This window comes from Aeromicrobium sp. IC_218, from assembly GCF_004336805.1.
Taxonomy (GTDB): domain Bacteria; phylum Actinomycetota; class Actinomycetes; order Propionibacteriales; family Nocardioidaceae; genus Aeromicrobium.
The window spans coordinates 117,467-143,169 of the sequence record NZ_SJXM01000002.1; the positions used below are offsets into that span (position 1 = coordinate 117,467).

General features: G+C 73.8%; 22 protein-coding genes. 10 read left to right on the forward strand and 12 right to left on the reverse strand.

Annotated elements, in window-relative coordinates:
* The first annotated feature begins 1 nt into the window (after window position 1).
* Window positions 2-1,213 carry an MFS transporter gene (locus E0W78_RS02675; protein ID WP_131402304.1) on the forward strand — a complete coding sequence of 404 codons (1,212 nt, stop codon included), beginning with the start codon at window positions 2-4 and terminating at the stop codon, window positions 1,211-1,213.
* 90 nt (window positions 1,214-1,303) lie between these two features.
* The gene (locus E0W78_RS02680) at window positions 1,304-4,777 is read left to right on the forward strand and encodes a bifunctional proline dehydrogenase/L-glutamate gamma-semialdehyde dehydrogenase (protein ID WP_131402305.1); all 3,474 of its coding nucleotides are present in this window, start codon (window positions 1,304-1,306) and stop codon (window positions 4,775-4,777) included.
* Here the strand turns inward: E0W78_RS02680 and E0W78_RS02685 are convergent.
* Window positions 4,774-5,169 carry a VOC family protein gene (locus tag E0W78_RS02685; RefSeq protein WP_131402306.1) on the reverse strand — a complete coding sequence of 132 codons (396 nt, stop codon included), beginning with the start codon at window positions 5,167-5,169 and terminating at the stop codon, window positions 4,774-4,776. The two genes, E0W78_RS02680 and E0W78_RS02685, sit on opposite strands and share 4 nt — an antisense overlap.
* 143 nt (window positions 5,170-5,312) lie before the next feature.
* Between E0W78_RS02685 and sepH the strand changes: the two genes are divergently transcribed.
* Entirely contained in the window at window positions 5,313-6,284 is a 972-nt protein-coding gene (gene sepH, locus E0W78_RS02690) for a septation protein SepH (RefSeq protein WP_131402307.1), read from the forward strand.
* Between the two features lie 111 nt (window positions 6,285-6,395).
* On the opposite strand, the gene E0W78_RS02695 is transcribed toward sepH, so the two are convergent.
* From E0W78_RS02695 to E0W78_RS02710, 4 genes are read right to left on the reverse strand one after another with little or no spacing between them, the layout of a single operon-like run.
* Window positions 6,396-7,049: a thymidine kinase gene (locus E0W78_RS02695; protein ID WP_131402308.1), complete on the reverse strand. Its 654-nt coding sequence runs from the start codon at window positions 7,047-7,049 to the stop codon at window positions 6,396-6,398.
* Between the two features lie 29 nt (window positions 7,050-7,078).
* Window positions 7,079-8,209 carry a nucleotide pyrophosphatase/phosphodiesterase family protein gene (locus tag E0W78_RS02700; RefSeq protein WP_242686199.1) on the reverse strand — a complete coding sequence of 377 codons (1,131 nt, stop codon included), beginning with the start codon at window positions 8,207-8,209 and terminating at the stop codon, window positions 7,079-7,081.
* On the reverse strand, window positions 8,206-8,778 hold the full coding sequence (locus tag E0W78_RS02705; protein WP_131402309.1) for a DUF5998 family protein: 573 nt from the start codon (window positions 8,776-8,778) through the stop codon (window positions 8,206-8,208). The genes E0W78_RS02700 and E0W78_RS02705 overlap by 4 nt, the downstream gene beginning before the upstream one ends.
* Window positions 8,775-11,468, reverse strand: a complete 2,694-nt coding sequence (locus E0W78_RS02710; protein ID WP_131402310.1) for a bifunctional GNAT family N-acetyltransferase/acetate--CoA ligase family protein — start codon at window positions 11,466-11,468, stop codon at window positions 8,775-8,777. The genes E0W78_RS02705 and E0W78_RS02710 overlap by 4 nt, the downstream gene beginning before the upstream one ends.
* A gap of 119 nt (window positions 11,469-11,587) precedes the next feature.
* Here E0W78_RS02710 and E0W78_RS02715 point away from each other — a divergent pair, with 119 nt between their 5' ends.
* The 7 genes from E0W78_RS02715 to E0W78_RS02745 all read left to right on the forward strand — a co-directional run bounded on the left by E0W78_RS02715 (window position 11,588) and on the right by E0W78_RS02745 (window position 18,860).
* Entirely contained in the window at window positions 11,588-14,047 is a 2,460-nt protein-coding gene (locus E0W78_RS02715; RefSeq protein ID WP_131402311.1) for a DNA topoisomerase IV subunit A, read from the forward strand.
* Window positions 14,048-14,054: 7 nt separating this feature from the next.
* Window positions 14,055-14,744, forward strand: coding sequence for an LppX_LprAFG lipoprotein (locus E0W78_RS16410; protein ID WP_242686215.1), 690 nt, complete (start codon window positions 14,055-14,057; stop codon window positions 14,742-14,744).
* A gap of 1 nt (window position 14,745) precedes the next feature.
* Window positions 14,746-16,491 carry an MFS transporter gene (locus E0W78_RS02725; protein ID WP_131402312.1) on the forward strand — a complete coding sequence of 582 codons (1,746 nt, stop codon included), beginning with the start codon at window positions 14,746-14,748 and terminating at the stop codon, window positions 16,489-16,491.
* A gap of 20 nt (window positions 16,492-16,511) precedes the next feature.
* Complete coding sequence (locus tag E0W78_RS02730; protein ID WP_131402313.1) at window positions 16,512-17,009, forward strand: carbonic anhydrase; 498 nt, start codon at window positions 16,512-16,514, stop codon at window positions 17,007-17,009.
* A gap of 68 nt (window positions 17,010-17,077) precedes the next feature.
* On the forward strand, window positions 17,078-17,509 hold the full coding sequence (locus tag E0W78_RS02735) for an SRPBCC family protein (protein WP_019145551.1): 432 nt from the start codon (window positions 17,078-17,080) through the stop codon (window positions 17,507-17,509).
* Entirely contained in the window at window positions 17,491-18,087 is a 597-nt protein-coding gene (locus tag E0W78_RS02740; RefSeq protein WP_207392599.1) for a hypothetical protein, read from the forward strand. Before E0W78_RS02735 ends, E0W78_RS02740 begins: the two co-directional genes overlap by 19 nt.
* Complete coding sequence (locus tag E0W78_RS02745; RefSeq protein WP_131402314.1) at window positions 18,084-18,860, forward strand: glycosyltransferase family 2 protein; 777 nt, start codon at window positions 18,084-18,086, stop codon at window positions 18,858-18,860. The genes E0W78_RS02740 and E0W78_RS02745 overlap by 4 nt, the downstream gene beginning before the upstream one ends.
* Here the strand turns inward: E0W78_RS02745 and E0W78_RS02750 are convergent.
* The 7 genes from E0W78_RS02750 to E0W78_RS02780 all read right to left on the reverse strand — a co-directional run bounded on the left by E0W78_RS02750 (window position 18,803) and on the right by E0W78_RS02780 (window position 25,611).
* Complete coding sequence (locus E0W78_RS02750) at window positions 18,803-19,696, reverse strand: prenyltransferase (RefSeq protein ID WP_131402315.1); 894 nt, start codon at window positions 19,694-19,696, stop codon at window positions 18,803-18,805. The genes E0W78_RS02745 and E0W78_RS02750 overlap by 58 nt on opposite strands.
* On the reverse strand, window positions 19,693-20,004 hold the full coding sequence (locus E0W78_RS02755; RefSeq protein ID WP_131402316.1) for a lycopene cyclase domain-containing protein: 312 nt from the start codon (window positions 20,002-20,004) through the stop codon (window positions 19,693-19,695). Before E0W78_RS02755 ends, E0W78_RS02750 begins: the two co-directional genes overlap by 4 nt.
* Entirely contained in the window at window positions 20,001-20,351 is a 351-nt protein-coding gene (locus tag E0W78_RS02760) for a lycopene cyclase domain-containing protein (protein ID WP_131402317.1), read from the reverse strand. The genes E0W78_RS02755 and E0W78_RS02760 overlap by 4 nt, the downstream gene beginning before the upstream one ends.
* Before the next feature lie 76 nt (window positions 20,352-20,427).
* The gene (gene crtI, locus E0W78_RS02765) at window positions 20,428-22,005 is read right to left on the reverse strand and encodes a phytoene desaturase family protein (RefSeq protein WP_131402318.1); all 1,578 of its coding nucleotides are present in this window, start codon (window positions 22,003-22,005) and stop codon (window positions 20,428-20,430) included.
* Window positions 22,002-22,886, reverse strand: a complete 885-nt coding sequence (locus E0W78_RS02770; protein ID WP_131402571.1) for a squalene/phytoene synthase family protein — start codon at window positions 22,884-22,886, stop codon at window positions 22,002-22,004. Before E0W78_RS02770 ends, crtI begins: the two co-directional genes overlap by 4 nt.
* Window positions 22,886-23,416, reverse strand: a complete 531-nt coding sequence (gene idi, locus E0W78_RS02775; RefSeq protein WP_242686200.1) for an isopentenyl-diphosphate Delta-isomerase — start codon at window positions 23,414-23,416, stop codon at window positions 22,886-22,888. Before idi ends, E0W78_RS02770 begins: the two co-directional genes overlap by 1 nt.
* A gap of 137 nt (window positions 23,417-23,553) precedes the next feature.
* The gene (locus E0W78_RS02780; RefSeq protein WP_131402573.1) at window positions 23,554-25,611 is read right to left on the reverse strand and encodes a DNA topoisomerase IV subunit B; all 2,058 of its coding nucleotides are present in this window, start codon (window positions 25,609-25,611) and stop codon (window positions 23,554-23,556) included.
* Between the last annotated feature and the right edge of the window lie 92 nt (window positions 25,612-25,703).

The window sequence follows — 25,703 nt, forward strand, 5'->3', positions numbered from 1 at the left end:
GATGCTGAGCGCGTACCGAGGGGTGCTGGCCACGCCGGGCTCCGCCGCGTTCTGCCTCGCCGGTGCCCTCGCGCGGCTGCCCGCCTCGATGGCCGGGCTCGGCATCGTCCTGCTGGTGGAGCTGCGCACCGACTCGTACGGCACGGCCGGCGCCGTCTCGGCCGCGTACGTGGTCACGTCCGGGGTCGCCGGGCCGGCCATCGCCCGGCTCGCCGACCGGCTGGGCCAGGCGCCCGTGCTGCGCGTGGCGAGCCTGCTGTTCTCGATCGGCATGGTCGCGTTCCTGGTCGCCGTCGAGTCCGGCGCGCCGCAGTGGACGTACTACGTGACGGCCGCCCTCGCCGGCACCGGCGCCCCGCAGGCCGGGGCCATGGTGCGCGCCCGGTGGACCCACGCCCTGCGCGGACGCCCGGGGCTCGACACCGCCTTCGCGCTCGAGGCGGTCGTGGACGAGGTCGTGTTCATCGCCGGGCCGGTGCTGGTGACCGTGCTGACCCTCCAGGTCCATCCGACGTCCGGCCTGGCGCTGCCGGTGGTGGCCGCCCTGGTGGGCAGCTGGGCCCTGGCCGCGCAGCACGGCACGGCACCGCCACCGGCCCCGCACGTCGCCGGGACGGCCCGCGCGCCGATGGGCTGGGCCCTGCTCGGCCCGATGGTCGCGGCGGCCGCCGGCATCGGCGTCGTGTTCGGCGCCATCGAGGTCGTGGTCGTCGCCTTCACCGACGAGGCCGGGCAGCCCGGCGCGGCCGGCATCGTGCTGGCCGTGTTCTCCGGCGGCAGCCTGCTGGCCGGGCTGGCGGTGGGTGCCTTCCTCAACGCGGCCGACCCGCTGCGCCGCCTCCGGGCCACCACGGTCCTCATGGCGCTGCTGGTCGTGCCGGCCTGGCTGGCGCCGGACGTGGTCACGCTGTCCGCCGCGATGCTGCTGCTCGGGCTCATGGTCTCCCCCACGCTCATCGCCGCCGTGAGCCTGGTCGAGCGCCACGTCGCCCCGACCCGGCTCACCGAGGGCATCACCTGGACCATGACCGGCATGGCCGCGGGCACCGCCCTGGGGGCCGCCCTGTCGGGGCGGGTCGTGGACGCGCACAGCGCCGCGACCGGCTTCCTCGTGCCGCTCGGCGCGGCCGTCGTGACGGCGCTGCTCGCGTGGCTGGCGAAGGAGCCGGCGCCGCGCGCCGACCGCCTGCCGGACGCCGCCCCACCGGGCTGAGCCGCGCCGCTCGAGGGCGTCCCGCCCGGCCCGCCGGGGCCGTCGCGGCCCGGGTACCCGACACCGCGACCCGGCCGTACGCTGGCCGGGATGACCGACGACACGCGCCCCGCGAACCACCCCCCGCAGACGCACGAGACGGCCGGACCCCACGACCTGGGACCCGCCTCCGTCGACCTCGTCCGGTCCTGGCTGGAGGCGTCGGCCGACGTCCCGCCGGACCGGTCGGCCCGACGGCTCGCCGCCCTGCTCAAGGACCCGCACGGCCTGGAGTTCACGCTCGGGTTCATCGACCGCGTGGTGCGGCCCGAGGACCCGAAGGTCGCCGCGCGCCAGCTGCGCCGGCTCGCGCGCCGCGTGCCGCGCTTCCTGCCCTGGTACCAGCGCGTCCTGCTCGTCGTCGGGGCCGTCGTCTCGTTCGTCCTGCCCGGGGTCGTGGTCGGCGTCGCCCGCTGGACGCTGCGCCGCATCGTGGGCCACCTGGTCGTCGACGCCCGTCCCGAGCCGCTGACCAAGGCGATCACCAGGCTGCGGTCCGGCGGCGACCGGCTCAACCTGAACCTGCTCGGCGAGGCCGTGCTGGGCGAGCAGGAGGCCCGGCACCGGCTCGACGGCACCCGCGCGATGCTCGAGCGCCCGGACGTCGACTACGTCTCGATCAAGGTCAGCGCCGTCGCCAGCAACCTGTCGATGTGGGCCTTCGACGCCACCGTCGAGCGCGTCGTGGAGCGTCTGCGCCCGCTGTACGAGGCCGCCGCGCAGGGCGAGCCCACGTTCATCAACCTCGACATGGAGGAGTACCGCGACCTCGACCTGACGCTCGCGGTGTTCACGACGATCCTGGACGACTTCCCACGGCTGGAGGCCGGCGTCGTGCTGCAGGCGTACCTGCCGGACGCCCTCGGCGCGATGCAGCGCCTGCAGGCCTGGGCGGCGAAGCGCCGCGCGTCCGGCGGCGCTCCCATCAAGGTGCGGGTCGTCAAGGGCGCCAACCTGGCGATGGAGACCGTCGACGCGACCGTCCACGGCTGGCCGCTGGCCACCTGGCACTCCAAGCGCGAGACCGACACCAGCTACAAGCGGGTGCTGCGCTGGGCCCTCACCCCCGAGCGCGTCGACGCCGTCCGCATCGGCGTGGCCGGGCAGAACCTGTTCGACGTGGCCCACGCCTGGCTCCTGGCCGGCGAGCGCGGCGTCCGCGACGCGGTCGACTTCGAGATGCTGCTCGGCATGGCCACCGGGCCGACCGGTGCCGTGCGCCGCGACGTCGGCCGCCTGCTCCTCTACACGCCGGTCGTGCGTCCCGAGGAGTTCGACGTCGCCATCTCCTACCTCGTCCGCCGCCTGGAGGAGAACGCGAGCCCGGACAACTTCATGTCGGCCGTGTTCGACCTGCAGGAGTCCGAGGAGCTGTTCGCCCGGGAGCGCGACCGCTTCCTGGCCTCGCTCGCCGCCCTGGACGCCGAGCCGGCCGACCACGTCCCCGCCCCGCACCGGGTCCAGGACCGCCGGCACGAGCGGCCCGTCTTCGGCCCGGGCTTCGAGAACACGCCCGACACCGACCCCTCCGTGGCGGCCAACCGGGCCTGGGCCGCGGGCATCCTCGACCGCGCCGGCTCGTGCGACCTCGGCTCGCCGACCGTGGCCGCCCACACGGTCACCGAGCGCGACGCGCTGGAGGCCCTGCTGGTGCGCTCGCGCCAGGGCGGCGTGCTCTGGGGCGCGCGCCCGTCGGCCGAGCGCGCCGGCCTGCTGCGCGACGCGGCCGCCAGCCTGGCCTCGCGACGGGGCGACCTCGTCGCCGTCATGGCGTCCGAGACCGGCAAGACGATCGCCGAGGCGGACGTCGAGGTCAGCGAGGCGGTCGACTTCGCCCGCTACTACGCCGACCAGGCGCTGCGGCTGGACGCGGTCGACGGGGCGACCTTCTCCCCCGCGATCCTCACGCTCGTGACGCCGCCCTGGAACTTCCCCGTGGCCATCCCCGCCGGCTCGGTGCTGGCTGCGCTCGCGGCCGGCAGCGCCGTGGTGATCAAGCCCGCCCCGCAGTCGCGCCGCTGCGCCGCCGTCATGGTCGAGGCGCTGTGGGACGCCGGCGTGCCCCAGGACGCGCTCACCTTCGTCGAGGTCGGCGAGGCCGAGCTCGGTCGTGATCTCGTCGCCCACCACCTGGTCGACCGCGTGGTGCTCACCGGGGCGTGGGAGACCGCCCGGCTGTTCCGGTCCTGGCGTCCGGACCTGCCGCTGCTGGCCGAGACGAGCGGCAAGAACGCCGTCGTGGTCACGCCGAGCGCCGACCTCGACCTGGCCGTCGCCGACCTCGTCCGCAGCGCGTTCGGCCACGCCGGGCAGAAGTGCTCGGCCGCCAGCCTCGGGATCCTGGTCGGCTCGGTCGCGACGTCCGAGCGCTTCCGCCGCCAGCTGGTCGACTACGTGACCTCGCTGCCGGTGGGCTGGCCGACCGACCCGACGACGGTCATGGGCCCGGTCGTCGAGCCGCCCCGCGACAAGCTCGCCCGGGGACTCACCGAGCTCGGCGAGGGCGAGGAGTGGCTGGTCGAGCCGCGTCCGCTCGACGACACCGGACGGCTGTGGTCGCCGGGCGTCCGGATCGGCGTGCGCCCGGGCAGCGACTTCCACCGCACCGAGTACTTCGGCCCGGTGCTGGGACTCATGGCCGCCCGCGACCTGGACGAGGCGATCGCCTGGCAGAACGCCACCGACTACGGCCTCACCGCCGGGCTGCACTCGCTGGACGCCCGCGAGGTCGAGCACTGGGACGAGCGGGTCGAGGCGGGCAACCTCTACGTCAACCGCGGCATCACCGGCGCCGTCGTGCGCCGCCAGCCGTTCGGCGGCTGGAAGCGGTCGACCGTGGGCGCCACCAGCAAGGCCGGCGGTCCCAGCTACCTGTTCCACCTCGGCTCCTGGAGCCCGGCCCCGCTCGAGCTCGACCCCGCCACGGTGACGCTGTCCGAGCCCGTCGCGACCCTGCTCGAGGCGGCGTTCCAGGGGCTCGACGGCCTCGGCGAGGCGGACGCCGCGTGGCTGCGCGGCGCCGCCGCCAGCGACCAGCACGCCTGGGACGCCGAGCTCGGCGGGCGACGCGACGTGTCCGCGCTCGGCGTCGAGCGCAACCTGCTGCGCCACCTGCCCGTGCCGGTGACCGTGCGGCTCGGCGAGGACGGCACGCTCGTCCAGCTCGCCCGGGTGCTGCTCGCCGCGCGGCGGGCCGGCTCGTCGGTGCGGGTGAGCAGCGCCGTCGAGGTGCCCCCGTCGCTGCACGCGGACGTGCACGTCGAGGACGACGCGGCCTGGTTGAGCCGGGTGGCCGAGGAGCGGCCCGAGCGCGCGCGGCTCGTCGGCTCGTCCGCGTCCGACCTGGCGACGGCGCTCGGCGGCGACCCCGACGTGGCGACCTACGCCGACGAGGTGACGCCGGCCGGACGGGTCGAGCTGCTGCCGTTCCTGCGCGAGCAGGCGGTCTCGATCACCGCGCACCGCTTCGGCAACCCCGACCCGGCGATGGCGCAGGTTCTGGCTGACGAGGCCCGGACGGTCTAGGCGGCGTCCCCGAGCAGGTCCCACAGGTTGCCCCACGGGTCGCGGAAGACGCACACGCGTCCGTAGGCCTCCGCGCGCACCGGCCGCACCAGCTCGCAGCCGGCCTCGGCCAGGCGCGCCACCGTGGCGTCGAGGTCGGGCACCCGCAGGAACAGCCCGACGCGTCCGGCGAACTGGCGGCCCACGACCGCCTCCTGCTCGGTGCCGTCGGCGCGGGCCAGCACGAGACCCGGGCCACCGTCGCCCGGCCGCACCACGACCCAGCGCTTGGGCCGTCCGTCGGACGTCTGCGAGGGCGCGTCCTCGACCAGGTCGAAGCCCAGCGTGGCGGTGAAGAAGGCGATCGCGTCGTCGTAGTCGTCGACGACCAGCGAGAAGAGCTCCAGGGGCATCGGGCCACCGTAGGACGTCCGGCCGCGCCCGGGCGGGAACGACGCGCGCCGACGCGCTCGGCGCGTCTCCCGGATCCACGCGCCGGCGTCCCTAGGATGGTCGCTGACGCACCATCCGGTGGTCGGCGAGAAGGAGGTGGGCGATGCGCGAGATCGAGCTCGTCGGACTCAGCGACGACCAGCAGTTCCTCGTCGCCCGCGACCCGTCGTCGGGCGAGCAGCTCGCCCTGCGGGCCGACCACCGCACGCTGTCCCAGGTCGCGCAGCTCAGCCGAGCCCCGCGGCCGCGACCCGGTCGATCGGAGACCACGATGGACATGTCACCGCGCGAGATCCAGACCCGTGTCCGGCGCGGCGAGACGCCCGAGGCGGTGGCCGACGCCGCCGGCGTGGACGTCGAGCGCGTCATGGCCTACGCCATCCCGGTGCTCGCCGAGCGCGAGTTCATGGTCGAGCAGGCCCGCAAGACCGTCGTCCGCCGACGCCACGTCGGGGGCGCCAACGTCGTCCTCGGCACCCTCGTCGACGAGCAGGTCCAGGCCCGTGGCGGCTCCGCCGAGGCGGCCGTGTGGGACTCCTGGCGCCGCGAGGACGGCCGCTGGACGCTGACGGTGCTGCCCGAGGGCGCCACCGACCCGGCCACCTTCACCTACGACGTCCAGGGTCGCTACGTGCTGCCCGCCGACCAGGTCGCGCACGACCTCGTGGGCGACCTCGCTCCCCCGGTCTCGCACGAGATGGCGATCGCCGACGCCCTGCGCGACGCCCCCGCGTCCACCCAGGAGCCCACGGTCGTCGAGGTCGTCGTCGAGGCCGAGGTCGACCTGCACCCGGTCGGCGTCTCCTCGCTCAAGGCCGCGCGCGACCGCCGTGCGATGGAGCAGATGGCCCTGGCCGAGGAGCAGCTCGCGCTGCCCACCGAGCCCGAGCAGGACACGCTCCCCGAGGCCGAGCACGACGAGCCCGCCGCCCCGGCCGAGCCGGAGCCCGAGCCGCAGCGTCCGGCGATGGCCGTCCCCGACGACCTGCCCGACGACGGCCCGCGCAAGAAGCGTCACGAGCGCCGTCGCGTCCCCAGCTGGGACGAGATCATGTTCGGTTCCTCCGCCGACTGAGACCCACCACCGCGCGGCTCCGCCGCGATGTGTGTCGAATCGGACCCCTTCCCGCGGCGGACGGGGTCCTTTTCGTCACACTTCTCGGCAGCGCCGAGCCCGGGTGAGGATCTAGCCGAAGGGGAGCACGTCGGGCGAGAGCGCGGACGCCTTCGCCGTCGCGGCTGTCATGCGGCGTCGGTGGTGCCGGCGGCACAGCACCTCGTAGCCGACCGTGGGCGCCGGACGGTCGGGGTCCTCCACGTCGCCGACGACGATGACGTCGCCCTCGGTGACCATGACGCCGTCCTCGGTGCGCGCGTTGTGCGTCGCGCGGCGGCCGCACCAGCACAGCGCCTCGACCTGCAGCGTGTGGACGCGGTCGGCGAGCTCCATGAGCCGGCGCGAGCCCTCGAACAGCTCGGTGCGGAAGTCGGTGAGGATGCCGAAGGCGAAGACGTCGACCTCGAGCTCGTCGACGATCTTGGCCAGGTCGTCGATCTGCGTGCGCGTGTAGAACTGCGCCTCGTCGCACACCAGGTAGTCGACGCGTCCGCCGCGGGTCAGCTCGTCGACGACGTACGTCCAGAAGCCGAAGCCCTCGTTGACCTCGATCGCCGGGACGGACAGGCCCAGGCGGCTGGAGAGCACCGCCTCGCCGGCGCGGTCGCGCGAGCTGAACACGCGTCCCTCGCGCCCGCGGGCCCGGTGGTTGTGGTCCATCTGGAGCGCCAGGGTGCTCTTGCCGCTGTCCATCACGCCCACGAACGCCCGAAGCTCTGCCACCCCGCCATTCTGCCAGGGGGCGGCCGGGGTCAGGACGTCGCCACGAGCAGCGGGATGCGCATCTCCGGACCCGTGATCGAGCCGTGGAACCCGACCATGCCGATCTCGGAGGGGAAGTCGCGGGTGGCGAACACGCCGAAGTCGCCCAGGGCGGCGACCACCACGTCGCCGACGCGCTCGGCCACCGAGCCGTCGAGCGGGCCGAACCAGTCCTCGAGCCCGTCGTCGCGGGTGCGGACGAGCGCGCGGTCGCCCACGGCGTCGCGCCAGCGGCGCGCCACGTCGTGCATGGCGCCGGGGCGCACGTGCAGGTGGCGCAGCCGGGCCTCGCCGGCCAGCACCTCGACGTCGTCGAGCAGGCGCGGGTGGTCGGCCACGTCGAAGCGGTCGTCCGCGGGCAGGTCGATCATGCCGTGGTCGGCCGTGACGACGAGCGTCGTGCCCGGGGGCAGCTCCTCGTGCAGCTGGCGGACGTCCGCGTCGACGGCGACGAGGGTGTCGCGCCACTCCTGCGAGCGGCAGCCCTGGCGGTGCCCGACGTGGTCGAGCCGCGGCTCGTAGGTGTAGACGACGGCCCGGTCGGTCGCCTCGAGGGCGTCCAGGCAGACGTCCAGCTGCTCCCACTGGTTCTCGATGCCCGCGAACGGCACACCGTGCTGGCTGACCGCGGTGAGCCCGCTGCCGGCGAAGCGGGCCTGGTTGACGACGGTGACCGGCACGCCGGCGTCGTGGATGCGGCGCAGCATGGTCGGGTGCGGCTGCCACTCCAGCGGGTCGACCCGGTCGTCCCAGGTCAGCGAGTTGAGCCGGCGGTTGGTGCCGGGGATGCGCGAGGTGAAGCCGGTGACGCCGTGCCGGCCCGGGGCCAGGCCGGTGCCCAGCGAGGTCAGGCTGGTCGCGGTCGTCGACGGGACGCCGCAGGTGATCGGCTCGCGGGTGGCCAGGCGCGACAGGAACGGGGCCAGGTCGGCGTGCTCCTCGAGCAGGTCCGAGCCGAGCCCGTCGACCAGCATGACCAGGTACCGCGAGGTTTCGGGCAGGTCGAACGGGTCGGCGAAGCCGGGCAGGCCCAGGCGGTGGGCGACCGCCGGCAGCACCATGTCGAGCGAGCGGCCCCCGTAGGCGGGCAGCAGCGGCGCGGCGCCGCCGGGCGCGCTCACCGGGGCAGGGCCGTGCGGGACGTGGCCTCCGAGAGCCGGCGGGCGAGCTCGAGCAGCTGCTCGACCGCGGTGCCGCCCTCGGCGACCGCGCTGAGCCGCAGCGAGAAGTCGTCGCTGGACAGCGTGCCGGAGTAGCCGTGGTCGGCCTCGCAGTTCGGGTCCTCGCACTGGGCGGGCTCGAGCTCGACGCGCGACACCGCGCCCCAGCCGATCGTCAGCACGGCCTCGACGACGCCCCGCGAGCCCTCGGGCACCATGCGCGTGACGACGACCGACGTCACCGCGCTGAGCGGCACCGCCTCGCTCGTCGTGGACGTGTACGGCTTAGGCAGCAGCGTGTCCGCCGGGTGCTCGTCGGTGTGCACCAGCACGAGCCGCGAGGGCGTCAGGGCCAGGGCGGTCAGGTGACGGCGCACCTCGTCACGGTCGAAGGTCGGCTCGTGGTGCAGCACGTAGGCGAGGACGTCCTCGTCGGCGAGCGCGTCACGCAGGCCGGCGGCCACCACCTCGGGGTGGTACCCGCTCTGCGAGACCGCGGCGAAGAGCGCGTCGTTCTGGGGGCCGGTCACCCCGACAGCGTATCGCCCGCGCCCGCCGGCTGGCTGAGGCGGCGCACGTACCACTCGCCGCGCCGGTCCTCCGACGGCGTCACCTTGGCGCGGGCCGAGAGCACCCAGCTGCCGTCGGCGCTGACGTGCACCGGCTCGACGTCGAGCTCGCTGACCTCGGGCAGGTCGTCCTTGAGCGCGGCGAGCCGCAGGATGATGTCCTCCAGCGCGTTGACGTCGACCGGCTCGGCACCGCGATAGCCGTACAGCAGCGGCGCGGAGCGCAGGCCGGAGATCATCTCCTCGGCGTCGACGTCGGTCAGCGGCGGGATGCCGTAGGCGCGGTCGCCGAGCAGCTCGCTCGGGGCCCCGGCCAGGCCGAACGAGACGAGCGGGCCGAACAGCGGGTCCTCGGTGGCGCTGAACGAGACCGCGACGCCGTCGGGCGCCTGCTTCTGGACGAAGAACTGGGTGTCGCGGCGCATGCCGACCCAGGTGTTCATCTCGCGCCACGCCTTGCGCATGTCGTCGGCGTCGGTGATGCCGCGCCAGACGTGGGCGAGGTCGGGCCGGGCGCGCAGGTGCTCGCTGCCGGCCTTGAGCACGACGTTCCAGCCCAGGGACTCCCCCGCCGCCACCGCCTCGGCCTCGTCGTGGACGTTGATCCACGTCCACATGTCGATGCCGTAGCAGGCCAGCAGGTCGTGGACCTGGTCGGTGGACAGGATCGCGCCGCGCGGGGCGGCCTTGAGCACGTCCTCGACGAGGGCGCGGGCGTCGCCGGAGCGGAACTCGTGGCCGGAGCGGAACTCGCCGTGCTCGCGGGCGGCCCACTCGGCGTAGTTGACGACCCGGGCCAGGGCGCGGACGGCGGCCTCGGGCGCGGAGTACGACGGCACCGAGCCGCGTCCTGCCGCGCCCTCGAGGTCGGGGACGCGGAGCAGCTCGGGGACGCCCTCGCTGGCCAGGAACGAGGACACGATCGGCTTGTCGGACTGCTCGCCGACCGCGGCCAGCACCTGCGCGACCTCCTCGCCGCTCTGGTTCAACGGCGGGATGTAGACGACGACGAGCGCGTCGACATCGGGGTTGGCCAGTGCCTTCTCGATCGCGATCTCGAAGTCCTCGGGCCCGGCCCCGGCGCCCAGGGCGACCGGCTGGCCGACCCGCAGGCCGGACGCCGTGGCGGCGTCGGCGACGAGCAGCCCCATGGCGTCGGAGTTGCCGACCACGGCCACGCGGTTGCCGCTGGGCAGCGGCTGGTGGGCCAGGATCTGCGCGACGTCGAACATCTCCTCCAGGGTGTCGACCTGGATGACGCCGGCCTGGCGGAACATGGCGTCGACGGCCCACTGCGGCGCGGCGGTGCGCTTGACCGCGTGGCCGACCGGGACGCCCTGGGTGGTGCGGCCGGACTTCACCGCGACGATCGGCTTCTCGCGCGACAGGCGGCGGGCCAGTCGCGAGAACTTGCGCGGGTTGCCGATCGACTCCAGGTACAGCAGGACGACCTCGGTGGCCGAGTCCTCCTGCCAGTACTGCAGCAGGTCGTTGCCCGAGACGTCGGCGCGGTTGCCGGCCGACACGAAGGTGGACAGGCCCAGGCCGCGGCGCGAGACCGACTCCAGGATCGCGGTGCCCAGCGCTCCGGACTGGCAGAAGAACCCGACGCGGCCGGGAGGCGGCATCGTGGGCGACAGCGACGCGTTCAGGCGGACGTCCGAGGCGGTGTTGATGATGCCCAGGCAGTTGGGGCCGACCAGCCGCAGGCCGTACGAGCGGCTCAGGCCGAGCAGCCGGCGCTGGCGCTGCCGCCCCTCCGCGCCCTCCTCGGCGAAGCCGGCCGAGATGACGACCAGGCCGTGGACGCCCTTGGCGGCGCAGTCGAGCACGACGTCGGCGACCGACTCGGCCGGCACGGCCACGATGGCCAGGTCGACGTCGTGCGGGATGTCGCTGACCGTCTTGTACGCGGGCAGGCCCGACACGGCCTCGGCGGCGGAGTTCACCGCGTAGACCGAGCCGGAGTAGTCGCCCAGGACGAGGTTGCGCACCATCGCCTGGCCGATCGAGTCCTGCCGGCGGCTGGCGCCGACCACGGCGACGCTGCGGGCGCCGAAGATGCGCGAGATGGACGCCGCCTCGGCCCGTTGCTCGCGGGCGCGCATGACGCCGAGCGCGGTCTCGGTGGGGTCGAGCGGGAAGGTGAGCCGCTGCACGCCCTCGGCCAGCTCGCCGGAGACGGTGTAGCCCATCTCGCGGAACACCTGCAGCATCCGGACGTTGGCCGGCAGCACCTCGGCGACGAACTGGCGGATGCCGCGCTCTCGCCCGGCCTGGGCCAGGTGCTCGAGCAGCAGCTGGGAGATGCCGCGGCCCTGGTGGGCGTCCTCGACCAGGAAGGCGACCTCGGCCTCGTCGTCGTCGACGGCGTCGTAGCGGCCCACCGCGATGATGTGGTCCTGCACCGTCACGACGAAGGCCACGCGGCGGTCGTGGTCGACCGTCGTGAAGCGCGTGACGTCGCGCTGCGACAGCGTCGGGTAGGGCGCGAAGAAGCGCAGGTACTTGGACTCGTCGGAGACCCGGGAGTAGAACGCCACGAAGTCGTCGGCGTCCTCGGGCTGGATGGCGCGGATCTGGGCGACGCGCCCGTCCTTGAGCAGGACGTCCGCCTCCCAGTGCTCGACCCATGGCGGCGTGCTCGTCACGCCCTCAACCTACCGCTCCGGGCCGCACCGGGCGCGGACCGGCGTGGCGGTGTCCGTCCGCGCGGGCCCGGCGGCGACAATGGGACGTCCCGTCCCCGTCCCCCGAGGAGATCCACCCGATGGCCAGGACCACCGCGCCCGTCGAGGAGTTCGAGGAGCACATCGTCGACACGGACGTGTCGGAGGAGATGCGCTCGAGCTTCCTGGAGTACGCGTACTCGGTCATCTACGCCCGGGCGCTCCCCGACGCGCGCGACGGCCTCAAGCCCGTGCAGCGCCGGATCCTCTACACGATGGACGAGCAGAACCTGCGCCACGACCGCGGCCACGTGAAGAGCGCCCGCGTCGTCGGCGAGGTGATGGGACGCCTGCACCCGCACGGCGACACCGCCATCTACGACGCGCTCGTGCGCCAGGCCCAGTCGTGGGCGCTGCGCGTGCCGTTCATCGACGGCCACGGCAACTTCGGCGACCTCGACGACGGCCCGGCCGCCATGCGGTACACCGAGTGCCGCATGGCCGAGGCCGCCGAGGCGATGACCGCCTCGCTGGACGAGGACACCGTCGACTTCCGGCCCAACTACGACGGCCGCGAGACCGAGCCGGTCGTGCTGCCCGCCGCCATCCCGGCCCTGCTGGTCAACGGCGCGTCCGGCATCGCGGTCGGCATGGCCACCAACATCGCGCCGCACAACGTGGTCGAGGTCGTCGGCGCGCTGCGCCACCTGATCGATCACCCGCAGGCCGAGCTCGACGACCTCATGCGGTTCATCCCGGGCCCGGACCTGCCCAGCGGCGGCAAGATCGTCGGCCTCGACGGCGTCCGCGACGCGTACGCCACCGGCAACGGCAGCTTCAAGATGCGCGCCACCGCCCGCATCGAGAACGTCACGCCGCGCAAGAAGGGCATCGTCGTCACCGAGCTGCCCTACAACGTCGGGCCGGAGAAGGTCGTCGAGGCGATCAAGAAGCTCGTCCAGAGCAAGAAGATCCAGGGCATCTCGGACCTGAAGAACCTCTCGGACCGGCACAAGGGCCTGCACCTGGTGATCGAGGTCAAGAACGGCTTCGTGCCCGAGGTGCTGCTCGAGCAGCTCTACAAGCACACGCCGCTGGAGACGTCCTTCAGCATCAACGCGGTGGCGCTCGTCGACGGCCAGCCGCGCACGCTGACGCTCAAGCAGATGCTCGAGGTCTTCCTGCAGCACCGCTACACGGTCGTGCGCCGGCGCAGCCAGTTCCGTCGCACCAAGGCCGCCGACCAGCTGCACAAGGTCGAGGGCCTGCTCGTCGCGATCCTGGACATCGACGAGGTCATCCAGCTCATCCGCTCCAGCGAGAACCGCGAGCAGGCGCGCCAGCGGCTCATCGACGTGTTCGACCTGTCCGAGATCCAGGCCAACCACATCCTCGACCGGACGCTCGGCAGCCTCACCCGCCTGGCCCGGATGGAGCTGGAGAAGGAGCGCGACGAGCTGACCCGCCGCATCGCCGAGCTCGACGCGATCCTGGCCGACGACGCCATGCTGCGCGCGGTCGTCGGCGGCGAGCTGGCCGACGTCGCCACCCGCTTCGGCGACGCCCGCCGCACGGTGCTGCTCGAGTCGGCCGGCCAGACGGTCACGGCGACGGCGTCCGCCGAGGTGCCGGACGATCCGTGCTGGGTGCTGCTGTCCGCCACCGGCCTCATGGCCCGCACCAACGACGACTCCCCGCTCAGCGCCGAGGGCCGCCGCACCAAGCACGACACGATCGTCGCCGCCGTGCGCAGCACCGCGCGCGGGGAGGTCGGGGTCGTCACGACGGACGGCCGCGTCCACCGGCTCAGCGTCCTGGAGCTGCCCGCGCTGCCCGGCACCGCGTCGGCGCCGAACCTGCAGGGCGGCGTCCCGGTCCGCGACCTGCCGGCGGTCGAGGGCCAGCCGCTCGCGCTCATGACGTTCGAGGACGACGTGCCCGGCCTGGCGCTGGGCACCAAGCAGGGCGTGGTCAAGCGCGTGCGTCCCGAGCAGCTCGGCCGCGACAGCTGGGAGGTCATCCGGCTCGAGGACGGCGACTCGCTCGTCGGCGCCGTGCCGCTCGTGACCGGCGAGGAGGAGCTGGTGTTCGTCACCAGCGACACCCAGCTGCTGCGCTTCTCGGCGTCCCTCGTGCGTCCGCAGGGCCGCTCGGGCGGTGGCGTCGCCGGCATCAAGCTGGCCTCCGGGGCCCACGTCGTGTCGTTCGGCGCCGTCGCGGACGTCGACACCGCGCAGGTCGTCACGATCTCCGGCTCCAGCGACGCCCTGCCGGGCACCCAGACCGGCTCGGCCAAGGTCACGCCGTTGGCGCAGTACCCGGCGAAGGGGCGCGCCACCGGTGGCGTCCGCTGCCACCGCCTGCTCAAGGGCGAGGACGCGCTCGTCCTGGCCTGGGCCGGCCAGGCGCCCGCCCAGGCCTGCGCCTCGTCGGGCACCGCGGTCGACCTGCCCGAGCCGACGGAGCGCCGTGACGGGTCGGGCGTGCCGCTCGCCCAGCCGGTGCTCGCCGTCTCGGCGCCCGCGTCGGCCCTGCTGACGACGCGCGTCGTGCCAGACTGACCACGTGATGACCCGAGTCGCCGCCGTCGCGGCCGCCCTGACGCTCACGCTGACCGCCTGCACGGGAGGTGACGACGGGGGCGGCGAGGCCGGCACCGGCGCGCTCGCCGACCGCCTCGCGACCGCGCAGGAGACCCTGGACGCGGCCGAGACGATCGACCTCACGCTGGCGACCAAGGAGCTGCCCAGCGGCGTCACCGGACTGCTCTCGGCCAAGGGCCAGGGCAACCACACGCCGGCGTTCCAGGGCACCGTCACCGTGGTTACCGGCGGCGCGAGCCTGGACGCCGACGTCGTCGCCACCGGCGGGTCGGTGTGGGCCAAGACCGGCTTCTCCCCCGCCTTCCTGGCCATCGACCCGGCCACGCTGAAGGCTCCCGACCCGGCGTCGCTGTTCGCGGCCGGCAAGGGCGTCTCGGGCCTGCTCACCGCCACCGAGGACCTCGAGGACGGCGGCGAGAAGCGCGACGGCCAGGACGTCCTGCGCACGATCACCGGCACCCTCGAGGGCGGCGACGTGCAGGCGCTCATCCCGTCCGCCGACGTCGACGGTGAGTTCGACGTCGAGTGGCGCCTGGACGACGACGACGCGCTGCGCGACGCCACCGTCAAGGGCCCGTTCTACGACGACTCCGACGTCACCTACACGCTCACGGTCAGCACCTCCGACGAGCCGGTCGAGATCACCAAGCCCTGACATGCCCGCGACCGTGAGCCGGGCGTCCTACGCCCTGCTGGGCCTGGCCGCCGCGGCCGTCTGCTTCGCCGCCGCCGACACCTACGTCGTCGTGCTGGCCCTGCCGGACATGATGAGCGCGTCCGGCCTCGGCGTGGACGAGCTGCAGCGCGCCGCCCCGATCGTGTCGGGCTTCCTGCTCGGCTACGTGGGCATCCTGCCGCTCGTCGGCCGCATCAGCGACCTGCGTGGTCGCCTGCCCGTCCTGGTCGGCACCCTGTTCGTCTTCGCGCTCGGGTCGGTCGTCACGGCCGCGGCGTACGACCTGGAGTCGATCGTCGCCGGGCGCTTCCTGCAGGGCGTCGGCGGTGGTGGGCTCGTGCCGCCCACGCTCGCCCTGGTGGCCGACCTGTGGCCACCGCACCGGCGGGGGCTCCCGCTCGGCGTCGTGGGCGCTGTCCAGGAGCTCGGCAGCGTCCTCGGCCCGGTGCTGGGCGCCGTCGTGCTCGCCGTGGCGGACTGGCGGGCCATCTTCTGGCTCAACACCGCCGTCGGCCTGCTGCTGGCCGCCGGGCTGCTGCAGCTCGCGGGCCGCACGCGCACGACCGAGCCCGACGAGACCGAGCCCGGGCCCCGCCGCCCATGGCCGGACGTGCTGGGCGCCGTGCTGCTGCTCGCCGCGGTCACCGCGCTCGTGCTCACCATGTCGCCGCCGCAGCGGCTGGTGGAGGGCGTCGACACCGGGCGCGCGTGGCTGCCCGTCGACGGCGGCGAGTCAAAGTGGCTGACCCCGATGGCCCTGGCGCTCTACGTGCTCGTCGTGCTCCTGCTGGTGCGCACCGCGACCGCGCGGCGACCGCTCGTGCAGTGGCGCGGGTGGGGCGACGTGCTGCGCCGCACGGACGTCCCCGGCGCCGTCCTGCTGTGCGCGGGGCTCGGCGCCGTCATCGTCTCGTTCGCGTCGGCCGAGCCGGAGTCCGCCGCGATCAGCGAGGCCGCCTGGTGGCTGCTCCCGCTCGCCGTCGTCTGCTTCGTGGCCTTCGCCGTCCGCCAGCGGCGGGCGGCCCACCCCCTCGTGCCCCCGGGCACCCTCGCCGACCGTGCGGCGTGGGGCGCGGTGCTCGTGTCGTTCTTCGTCGGCGCCTCGCTCATCGCCGCGCTCGTCGACATCCCGTTCTTCGCCCGGCTCACCATCCACCGCGACGACCAGGTCGCCGCCGCGTTCGTCCTCGTGCGGTTCCTGGTCGCGCTGCCGATCGGTGCCGTGCTCGGCGGCTGGCTGCTGCGCCGGGTCGCCCCCGCCCCGCTCACCGCCGTGGCGCTCGTGCTCACCGCGGGCTCGTTCGCCCACATGGCGACGTGGGACCGCACCGCGCTGGAGTCCCCCGTCGAGACGCTCTCGCTGGTCGTCGCCGGGCTCGGCTTCGGCCTGGCCCTCGCCCCGGTCAACGCGGCCCTGCTCGAGCGCACGCCCGACGACGTCCACGGCGTGGCCAGCGGCCTGCTCGTGGTCTCGCGGATGGTCGGCATGCTCGTCGGCATCTCGGTGCTCACCACGATCGGGCTGCGCGCGTTCCACGACGCGGCCGAGGACATCCCGCCGGCCGAGCAGCTGTGCGGCGGGCAGGCCGCGGCCTGCAAGGCGTACCGGGAGGCCGTCGTCGACGCGGGCATCAGCCAGCTCCACGCGGTGTTCGTGGGCGCCGCGGTGTGCGCCGTGGTGGCCGCTCTTCTCGCTCTCTGGGTGCTGCCGCGACGCCGCGCCTGAGTGTCGATACCCTCGCCGTCATGGGTGATTTCGACGACCTCCTGAACGCCAACGCGGACTTCGCGTCCGACTTCGACCTCGCCGGCTTCGACGGCGTCGCCCGCGCCGGCGTCGCCATGGTGACCTGCATGGACTCGCGCATCGACCCGCTGGGGATGATCGGGCTCAAGCCCGGCGACGCGAAGATCCTGCGCAACCCCGGCGGCCGCGTCACCGACCAGGCCCTGGTCGCCCTCGTGCTGGGCGTCCACCTGCTCGGCGTCGAGCGGATCCTGGTCGTCGAGCACACGCGCTGCGCGATGGCCTCCAAGCCCGAGCACGAGCTGCACGAGGCGCTGACGCAGAGCGCCGGCCTCGACGCGTCCTGGATGACGCTGGGCGCGATCACCGACCAGCAGCAGACCATCCGCCACGACCTGCACCGTGTCCGCAGCCACCCGCTCATCGGCGACCGGGCGAAGGTCGGCGGCTTCGTCTACGACGTCGACTCCGGCCTGCTCGCGCCGGTCCAGGAGTAGGACGGTTCACGGCGTCGGCCCCCGGGTACGACGCCGGTGACCCTTCCTCGATCCCCCCGGAGACGACCGTGCCCGACATCGACCGCACCATCACCGTGGACGCCGACCAGCAGGCGGTGTGGGACTTCCTGTCCGACTTCACCACGACCGAGCAGTGGGACCCGCCGACGCAGTCGACCGAACGCGTCTCGGGCGACGGCGGCGTGGGCACCGTCTACCGCAACGTCTCCAAGCTGCTGGGCAAGGAGACCGAGGTGACGTACACGGTGGTCGTCCACGAGGCGCCGCACCGGCTCGAGCTCGACGGCGACGCGGGCTCGGTGAAGCTGCACGACACCATCACGATCGAGCAGGACGGCCCGCGGACGACGGTGCGCTACGTCGCCGAGTTCCACCCGCAGGGCGCGGCCAAGCTGGTCGAGCCGCTGCTGCCGCTCGGCCTCAAGAAGCTCGGCGACGACGCCGCGGAACAGATGGAACAGTGCCTGCGACGCCTCTGAGCCGGGCCGCCGAGCCCGCCGACCCCCGGTCGCCCGCCTCCCCCACGTGGGTGGCGGGCGACCTGCTGCGCGCTGCCGCGCTGGTGAGCCTCGCCGTCGCCGTCCCGCTGTACGGGTTCGTCGGTGCCGCGCTGTTCCTGCTGGTCCTCGGCGGCACCATGCTGCCCCGGGCCCTGGGCCTGCCGACGGCGCTGGACGTGCCGTTCTGCGCCACCATCCTGCTCGCGGCGTGGGCCGCCCAGCTCGACTGGTACGAGGCCGTCGACTGGCTCGACCTGGTCGTCCACGCCGTCGCGACCGGCCTGGTCGCTGCGGTCGCCCACCTGACGCTCGCGCGGGTCCGGCTGCTGCCCGAGCCGGGGGCGCCCCGCTCCCGCCTGGCGTCGGCCATGACCACCGTCGCCCTCGGCCTGGCGCTCGCCGTGGTGTGGGAGGTCGGCGAGTGGCTGGGCCACACCTACCTGGACGACCGCATCCAGGTCGGCACGAGCGACACCGTCGGCGACCTGCTGGCCGGCGCCCTGGGTGCCGTGGCGGCCGCCGTCCCGCTCTCCCGCCGCACGGACGCGGACCGGTGACCGCCGACCGCGGCTCGGTCTCCGTCGTCGTGCCCGTGCTGGACGACGCGACCGCCCTCGCCCGCTGCTTGGACCGGCTCGGGCGGCAGACCCGACGCCCCGACGAGGTCGTCGTGGTCGACAACGGCTCCACCGACACCTCGGTCGCGGTGGCCCGCGCGTACGGCGCCCGGGTCGTGACCGAGCCGCGCCGCGGCATCCCGCACGCGGCCGCCACCGGCTACGACGCGGCGGCCGGCGACGTGATCGTCCGCTGCGACGCCGACAGCCTGCCGGGCCCGCGCTGGCTGGAGCGGCTCGTCGCCCCGCTCGAGCACGACTCCGGGCTCGACGCGGTGACCGGGCTGGGCGTGTTCCGCGACGCACCGCGCGGCAGCCGCACGCTGCTGACCGTCCTCTACCTCGGCGCCTACTACGTGACCTCGCACCTGGCGCTCGGTCACACCGCGCTGTGGGGCTCGAACATGGCCCTGCGCCGCACGTCCTGGGCCGAGGTGTCGACGGCCGTCCACCGCGAGGCGGACGTCCACGACGACATGGACCTGGCGTTCGTGCTCGGGCCGCGCCGCCGCATCCGGCTCGTGCCGGTCGTCGTGGGGGTCTCGGCCCGGTCGCTGCGCGGCGGAGTGCAGATGCGCCGCCGGTTCGGACGCGCCCGGCGCACCCTCGAGCTGAACTGGCGCACCAGCCCGCCGTGGCTGCGGTGGCGCGACCGTCACCAGGAGACGTGGGGCCAGATCAGCAGCTGGGTGAGCAGGAAGCCGGTCAGGTAGTTCAGCCACAGGAACCGCCGCCAGCCGGCGTTGGCCCGCTCGCAGTCGGCGTCGCGCAGCCGCACGAACGGCAGCACGTTCAGCACGTACGGCACCGCGAGCGCGCCGGCGAGCGTGTACGGCCAGGGCAGCGTGAGCAGCACGAGCCCGCCGACGACGTAGCAGCCGAGCGCGAACCAGGTCGTGGGTGCGGAGCCGAGCACGGTGCCGATCGACCCGATGCCCCCGGCCCGGTCGGCCTCGACGTCCTGCACCGCGCCGAAGGCGTGCGAGCCCATGCCCCACAGGAAGAACCCGACGAGCGCGGCGGCGTTGTCACCGATCGAGGCACCGGCGAGCGCCAGGCCGACCACGGCGGGGCTGACGAAGTGCGTGCTGGACGTGACGGAGTCCAGGAACGGGCGCTCCTTGAAGCGCAGCACCGGGGCCGAGTACGCGACGACGGCGAACACGCTCACCGTCAGCACGAGGGCCGAGCGCACGTCGCCCAGCACGAGCAGCGCGGCCAGGAACGGGACGTTGCTGGCCACCGCCGCGACGATCGTCGTGCGGTGCACCCGGCGGTCGAGCACCACGCCCTCGACCCCGCCCTTGCGCGGGTTGCGCACGTCGGACTCGTAGTCGAAGACGTCGTTCACGCCGTACATGAGCAGGTTGTAGGGCACCAGGAAGTACAGGACGCCGATCACGAACGCGAGGTCGACGCCGCCGCCGGCGAGCAGGTAGGCCGCGCCGAACGGGTAGGCCGTGTTCACCCAGCTCAGCGGGCGCGACGAGCCCAGCACCTGGCGCAGCGGACTGGGTGCGGGCGTGCCGCCGACGGACGCGGCACTCACGCGGCCACGTCCTCGCGACGGGCCAGCAGCGCGAGCGCGGGCAGGCCCAGCCCGGCGGCCAGCGGCCAGGCGAAGTCCTCCAGCGGGGCCAGGCCGACGCGCAGCCCGGACGTGATCGCGTCGTCGTAGCGGAACAGGTCGGCGGCGATCATGACGTTGTCGAACACCGCCGTGAGCACGAGCAGCGCGACCAGGGTCAGGACGGTCGCCAGCCACCAGCGGCGTCCCGGACGCCGGACGACCGCGGCCACGACGAGCACGACGACGGCGAGGCCGACGAACGGCAGGGCGAGCGTCGCGTACGTCATCGGACGCTCCTCTCCCGCGGGCCGCGGGCGTCGAGCGCGGGCAGCACGACCCGCAGCAGGAGCCGGTGCAGCACCATCGTGAGGTAGCAGAAGAACAGCACGAAGAAGATCTCCTCGACCGGCAGCTCGTCGGCCAGCTCGAGACCGGTCATCGCGGGCGAGTCGCCCCGCTCGTAGATGCCCAGCGAGATCGCCACGAGGTCCCAGGCCAGGAAGAACGCCACCCCGGCCGCCACGACGCCCAGCGCGAACCGCGGACGGTCGAACAGGAACAGCCGCCAGCGCCGGTCGACCAGCCCCATGCACACCGTCGACCCGACGATCGCCAGCAGGTACAGCGACGTCATGGACGGACCTCCGTGAAGAAGCCACGGTACGGAGACCCGCCCATGACCGCGCTGAACGTTCCCTCGCTCCGCTCGGTCATGCGCCCTCCCCCACCGGCAGCGGGGTGGTGGTGCGGTCGCCGCGCACGCGCTTGAGCGCCAGCTCGGCGCTGATCAGGCACATGGGCAGTCCGATGCCCGGGATGGTGCCGTTGCCGGCGTAGACCAGGCCGTCGATCCTCCGCGAGGCGTTGCCGGCGCGGAAGAACGCGCTCTGCCGCAGCACGTGGGCCGGACCGAGCGCGCCGCCGGACCAGGCATTGAGGTCCGCGGCGAAGTCGCCAGGCGCGATCGAGCGCCGCACGACGACCCGTTCGGCCAGGTCGGGCACGCCGGCCTTGGCCGCGATCGTCGCGATGGCCGCGTCGACCGCCTTCTCGACGACCGCGTCTCCCCCGCCGTCGACACCACCGCGGCCGAGCCCGGGGTCGGCGGGCACCGGTACGAGGACGAACAGGTTCTCGTGGCCCGCGGGCGCGACGCTCGGGTCGGTGGCGGACGGACGGCACACGTACAGCGACGCCGGGTCGGGCACCCGGGTCGGACGCTCGAAGATGGCGTCGAAGTTGGAGCGCCAGTCCTCGGTGAAGAAGAGCGTGTGGTGGGCCAGCTCGGGCAGGGCACCGCGCACGCCCAGGCAGGCCAGCACCGCGCCGGGGCCGGGGTCGCGACGGGCCCAGTAGTCCTCGTCGTACGTGCGCAGGTCGGCCGGGACGAGCCGGGTCTCGACGTGGTGCAGGTCGGCCGCACCGACGACGAGGTCGGCCTCGACGAGCGTGTCGGCGCCGTCCGCGCTGCGGACCCGCACGCCGCGCACCCGCGGACGTCCGTCGCGCTCGACCTCGACCGCCGTGGCGGCCGTGGAGGTGTGCAGGCGGACCCCGGCCCGCTCGGCGACGCGCACCAGCGCGTCCACGAACGTGCCGAAGCCGCCCTGGGGGTAGTAGACGCCGTCGTCGAGGTCGAGCCAGCTCATGAGGTGGTACAGGCTCGGCGCGCGCTCCGGCGAGGTGCCCAGGAAGACCGCCGGGTAGCCCAGGACCTGGCGCAGCCGCGGGTCGGTGAACCGTCCGGCCACGAACGACTCCAGCGACTGCGTGAGCATGCGCGCGAGCCGCGGGCCGCGACGGAGCACGTCCGGCCGCACGATGGACGTGCGCGACGCGAACGTGCCGTAGAGGAAGCGCTGGACGGCCAGGTCGTAGACGTCGCGGGCCGAGTCCAGGTAGCGCTCGAGCGCCGTGCCCGCGCCCGGCTCGACGGCCTCGAACGCGGCGACGTTGGCGGCACGGTCGCCGGTCATCTCGAGCGGCTCGTCGTGCTGCTCGAAGAACACCCGGTACGCCGGGTCGAGCCGGACGAGGTCCAGCTCGTCCGCGGCGCTGGTTCCCATGAGCCGGAAGAAGTGGTCGAACACCTCGGGCATGAGGTACCACGACGGCCCGGTGTCGAAGCGGAAGCCGTCCTGCTCCCAGGTGCCGGCCCGGCCGCCGAGGTCGGGCTGCTTCTCGACCAGGTCGACCGTCCAGCCGTCGCGGGCCAGCAGCGACGCGGTGGCCAGTCCGGCCACCCCGCCACCGACGACGACGGCACGCCCCGGCTCGCGCGCGCTCACCAGCGTCCCCGCAGCAGCTCGCGCGCCACCAGGCGCGACTTCACGACGTTCGGGACCCGGACACGCTCGGTGCGGACCTGCTCGACCGGCGCCTCGCGCAGCCGGCGACCCAGCTCGGCGAACAGCGTGTGCGCGACGCGGACCGCGCGCCGGCTGCCGGGCGGGAGCTGCTCGATCGCCGCGGCGGCGACCCGTAGGTCGGCGTCGACGTCGTCGAGCAGGGCGTCGCGCTCGGCGGACGTGAGCGTGGCCGGGTCGACGTCCGGGAAGTAGCGACGGCCGAGCTCGCGGTGGTCGGCGGCCAGGTCGCGCAGGAAGTTGAGCTTCTGGAACGCCGCCCCCAGGCGGCACGCGCCCGGACGGAGGGCCTCGTAGGCGGCCTGCGGGTCGGGCTCCTCGCGCAGGAACGCCCGCAGGCACATGAGGCCCACGACCTCGGCCGACCCGTACACGTAGGCGTCCAGGCTCGCCTGGTCGTGCTCGAGGACGTCCAGGTCGGTGCGCATGGAGGCGAAGAACGGCGTGACCAGCTCCGGCTCGATGCCGCAGGCCACGGCGGTGCGGGCGAACGCGTGCACGACCAGGTTGGCGCTGTGGCCGCTGGCCATCGCGGCGAGCGTCTCGGTCTCCAGCGCGTCGAGCAGCGTGCGGCGCGCGTCGTCGCTCTCGCCCGGCCGCGGCGCGTCGACGATCTCGTCGGCGACCCGCACGAGCGCGTAGACGTTGCGGACGTGAGTGCGCACGGGCTCGTCGAGCAGTCGTGCGGCCAGGCCGAACGACGTCGAGTAGCGGCGGATCACCAGGCGCGCGGTCGACGTCGCGAGCGCGTCGTACTGGTCGGCCGGGGACGGCCGGCCGGACCCCCGACCTCCGAGCAGCATCACGAGGCCACCCGTCCCCAGGTGCTGCCGGCGAGGCCGAGCTCGGCCACCTGCTCGACCATCCACGGGCTGAGCGCCCACGGGGCGGCCGCGACGGCGCCGCGGAGCTCGTCCTCGCTCACCCAGCGCAGGGCGTCGACCTCGTCGGGGTTCGGCGCGAGCGGGCCGTCGCAGGTGGCGACGAAGACGGGGCAGAGCTCGTTCTCGACGATCCCGGACGCGTCGACGGCGCGGTAGCGGAACGAGGGCAGGACGCAGTGCAGGTCGCGCACCGTCGTGCCGAGCTCGCGCACGGCGTAGCGGTGCACGGCGTCCTCCATCGGCTCGCCCGGTCGCGGGTGCCCGCAGAAGGAGTTGGTCCACACCCCGGCGAAGGTCTGCTTGGACGTGGCGCGCCGGGTCAGCAGCACGCGTCCGGAGTCGTCGAGCAGGTAGCAGGAGAAGGCCAGGTGGAGCGGCGTGCGCGCGGTGTGCACCTCGGTGCGCGGCGCGGTGCCCGACGGCCGGTGCTCGGCGTCGAGCAGGACCACGAGGTCATCGGCTGCGTGCAGGGTTCTCTCCCTCGTCGGCGACGCCGGGACGCCCGACGGCGGGCCGGAGAGCGTTCCCCGGCGAGGCCTAGTGAACACGTCCCCGGCAAGGCGCGCACCCCCCGAGCGCCCTGCCGTCAGAAGTCCAGGTCGTCGTCGCTGATGTTGCCGCCGTTGGCCACGATGAACTGCTTGCGCGGGGCAACCTCGTTGCCCATGAGCAGCTCGAAGACCTCGCTGGCCTCCTCCGCGTCGTCCATCGTCAGACGGCGCAGGGTGCGGTGCTGGGGCTCCATCGTGGTCTCGGCCAGCTGGTGCGCGTCCATCTCGCCCAGGCCCTTGTAGCGCTGGACCGGGTCCTTCCAGCGGACGCCCTTCTTGGCCAGCGACGCGAGCGTGCGCTGCAGCTCGGGGTCGGAGTACGTGTAGACGTACTTGTCCTGCCCCTTCTTGGGGTTGACCAGCTCGATGCGGTGCAGCGGCGGGACGGCCGAGTAGACCCGGCCGGCCTCGACGAGCGGGCGCATGTAGCGGAAGAACAGCGTCGCCAGCAGGCAACGGATGTGCGCGCCGTCGGAGTCGGCGTCGGCCATGAAGATGACCCGGCCGTACCGCGCGGCGTCCAGGTCGAACGTGCGCCCGGAGCCGGCGCCCACGACCTGGATGATCGAGGAGCACTCGGCGTTCTTCAGCATGTCGCCGATGGACGCCTTCTGGACGTTGAGGATCTTGCCGCGGATGGGCAGCAGCGCCTGGAACTCCGAGTCGCGCGCCGCCTTGGCGGTGCCGAGCGCGGAGTCGCCCTCGACGATGAACAGCTCGGTGCGCTCGGCGTCGGTGGCCCGGCAGTCGGCCAGCTTGGCCGGCAGCGCGCTGGACTCCAGCGCGTTCTTGCGCCGCTGCGTGTCGCGCTGCTGACGGGCCAGCAGGCGGGTGCGGGCGGCCGAGGCGACCTTGTCCATGACCAGGCGGGCCTTGGCCTTCTGGGCGGTCTTGGTGGACGTCAGGAACGTCTTGAGCTCGGCGGCGACGACCTTGTTGACGATGCGGGTCACCGGCGGCGTGCCCAGCACCTCCTTGGTCTGACCCTCGAACTGCGGCTCGGCCAGGCGCACGGTCACGACCGCGGTGAGCCCCTCGAGCACGTCGTCCTTGGTGACGTCGGCGTCGTTGGCCTTGAGCACGCGGCTGGCGCGCAGCACCTCGTTGAACGTCTTGGTCAGCGCCCGCTCGAAGCCCTGCACGTGGGTGCCGCCCTTGGGCGTGGCGATGATGTTGACGAACGAGCGCAAGTCGTTCTCGTAGCCGGTGCCCCATCGCACGGCGATGTCGACGCCCAGCTCGCGCTCGACGTCCTGCGGGGTCATGTGGCCGTGCTCGTCGAGCACGGGGACGGTCTCGGTGAACGTGCCCTGGCCCTGCAGGCGCAGCACGTCGGTGACCGGCTCGTCGGCGGCCAGGAAGTCGCAGAACTCCGAGATGCCGCCCTCGTGGCGGAACTTCTCCTCGTGCAGCTCGCCGGCCCGCTCGTCGCGGATGACGATCTCCAGGCCCGGCACCAGGAACGTGGTCTGGCGGGCGCGGGCCACGAGGTTGTCGTAGCCGAAGGCCGCGTCCTTGATGAAGATCTGCGGGTCCGACCAGTACCGCACGCGCGTGCCGCTGGCCGTCTTCTTGACCTTGGCGACCTTGCGCAGCTCGTTGGTCGGCGTGAAGGGCGCGTCCGGCCCGTCGCCGTCGAAGACGCCGGGGACGCCGCGGCGGAACGACATGGCCCAGGTGGCCCCGCCCTTGTCGACCTCGACGTCGAGGCGCTGCGACAGCGCGTTGACGACCGAGGCGCCGACGCCGTGCAGTCCGCCGGTGGCGTTGTAGGAGCCGCCGCCGAACTTGCCGCCGGCGTGCAGCTTGGTGAAGACGACCTCGACGCCGGTCAGGCCGGTCTTCGGCTCGACGTCGACCGGGATGCCGCGGCCGTCGTCGCGGACCTCCACGGAGCCGTCGGCGTGCAGCAGGATGTCGATGTGCTCACAGAAGCCACCGAGCGCCTCGTCGACGGCGTTGTCGATGATCTCCCACAGGCAGTGCATGAGGCCGCGGGTGTCGGTCGACCCGATGTACATGCCGGGTCGCTTGCGGACCGCCTCGAGTCCTTCCAGGACCAGGAGGTTGCGGGCGTCGTACGTGCTCTCGATGGTGCGGCCTGCCTCGGTGCGTGGCGCCCTGGGACGCCGGGGAGATTGACTGCTCCACGATAACGACCGGCTCCTACGGAATCGGCGTCGGA

What these genes read in the sequence shown, in the direction of transcription:
- E0W78_RS02675 (WP_131402304.1), top strand. Translation starts at nt 2, where the DNA reads ATGCTGAGCGCGTACCGAGGGGTGCTGGCCACGCCGGGCTCCGCCGCG.
- E0W78_RS02680 (WP_131402305.1), top strand. Translation starts at nt 1,304, where the DNA reads ATGACCGACGACACGCGCCCCGCGAACCACCCCCCGCAGACGCACGAG.
- E0W78_RS02685 (WP_131402306.1), bottom strand. Translation starts at nt 5,169, where the DNA reads ATGCCCCTGGAGCTCTTCTCGCTGGTCGTCGACGACTACGACGACGCG.
- sepH (WP_131402307.1), top strand. Translation starts at nt 5,313, where the DNA reads ATGCGCGAGATCGAGCTCGTCGGACTCAGCGACGACCAGCAGTTCCTC.
- E0W78_RS02715 (WP_131402311.1), top strand. Translation starts at nt 11,588, where the DNA reads ATGGCCAGGACCACCGCGCCCGTCGAGGAGTTCGAGGAGCACATCGTC.
- E0W78_RS16410 (WP_242686215.1), top strand. Translation starts at nt 14,055, where the DNA reads ATGACCCGAGTCGCCGCCGTCGCGGCCGCCCTGACGCTCACGCTGACC.
- E0W78_RS02725 (WP_131402312.1), top strand. Translation starts at nt 14,746, where the DNA reads ATGCCCGCGACCGTGAGCCGGGCGTCCTACGCCCTGCTGGGCCTGGCC.
- E0W78_RS02730 (WP_131402313.1), top strand. Translation starts at nt 16,512, where the DNA reads ATGGGTGATTTCGACGACCTCCTGAACGCCAACGCGGACTTCGCGTCC.
- E0W78_RS02755 (WP_131402316.1), bottom strand. Translation starts at nt 20,004, where the DNA reads ATGACGTACGCGACGCTCGCCCTGCCGTTCGTCGGCCTCGCCGTCGTC.
- E0W78_RS02760 (WP_131402317.1), bottom strand. Translation starts at nt 20,351, where the DNA reads ATGACGTCGCTGTACCTGCTGGCGATCGTCGGGTCGACGGTGTGCATG.
- E0W78_RS02770 (WP_131402571.1), bottom strand. Translation starts at nt 22,886, where the DNA reads ATGCTGCTCGGAGGTCGGGGGTCCGGCCGGCCGTCCCCGGCCGACCAG.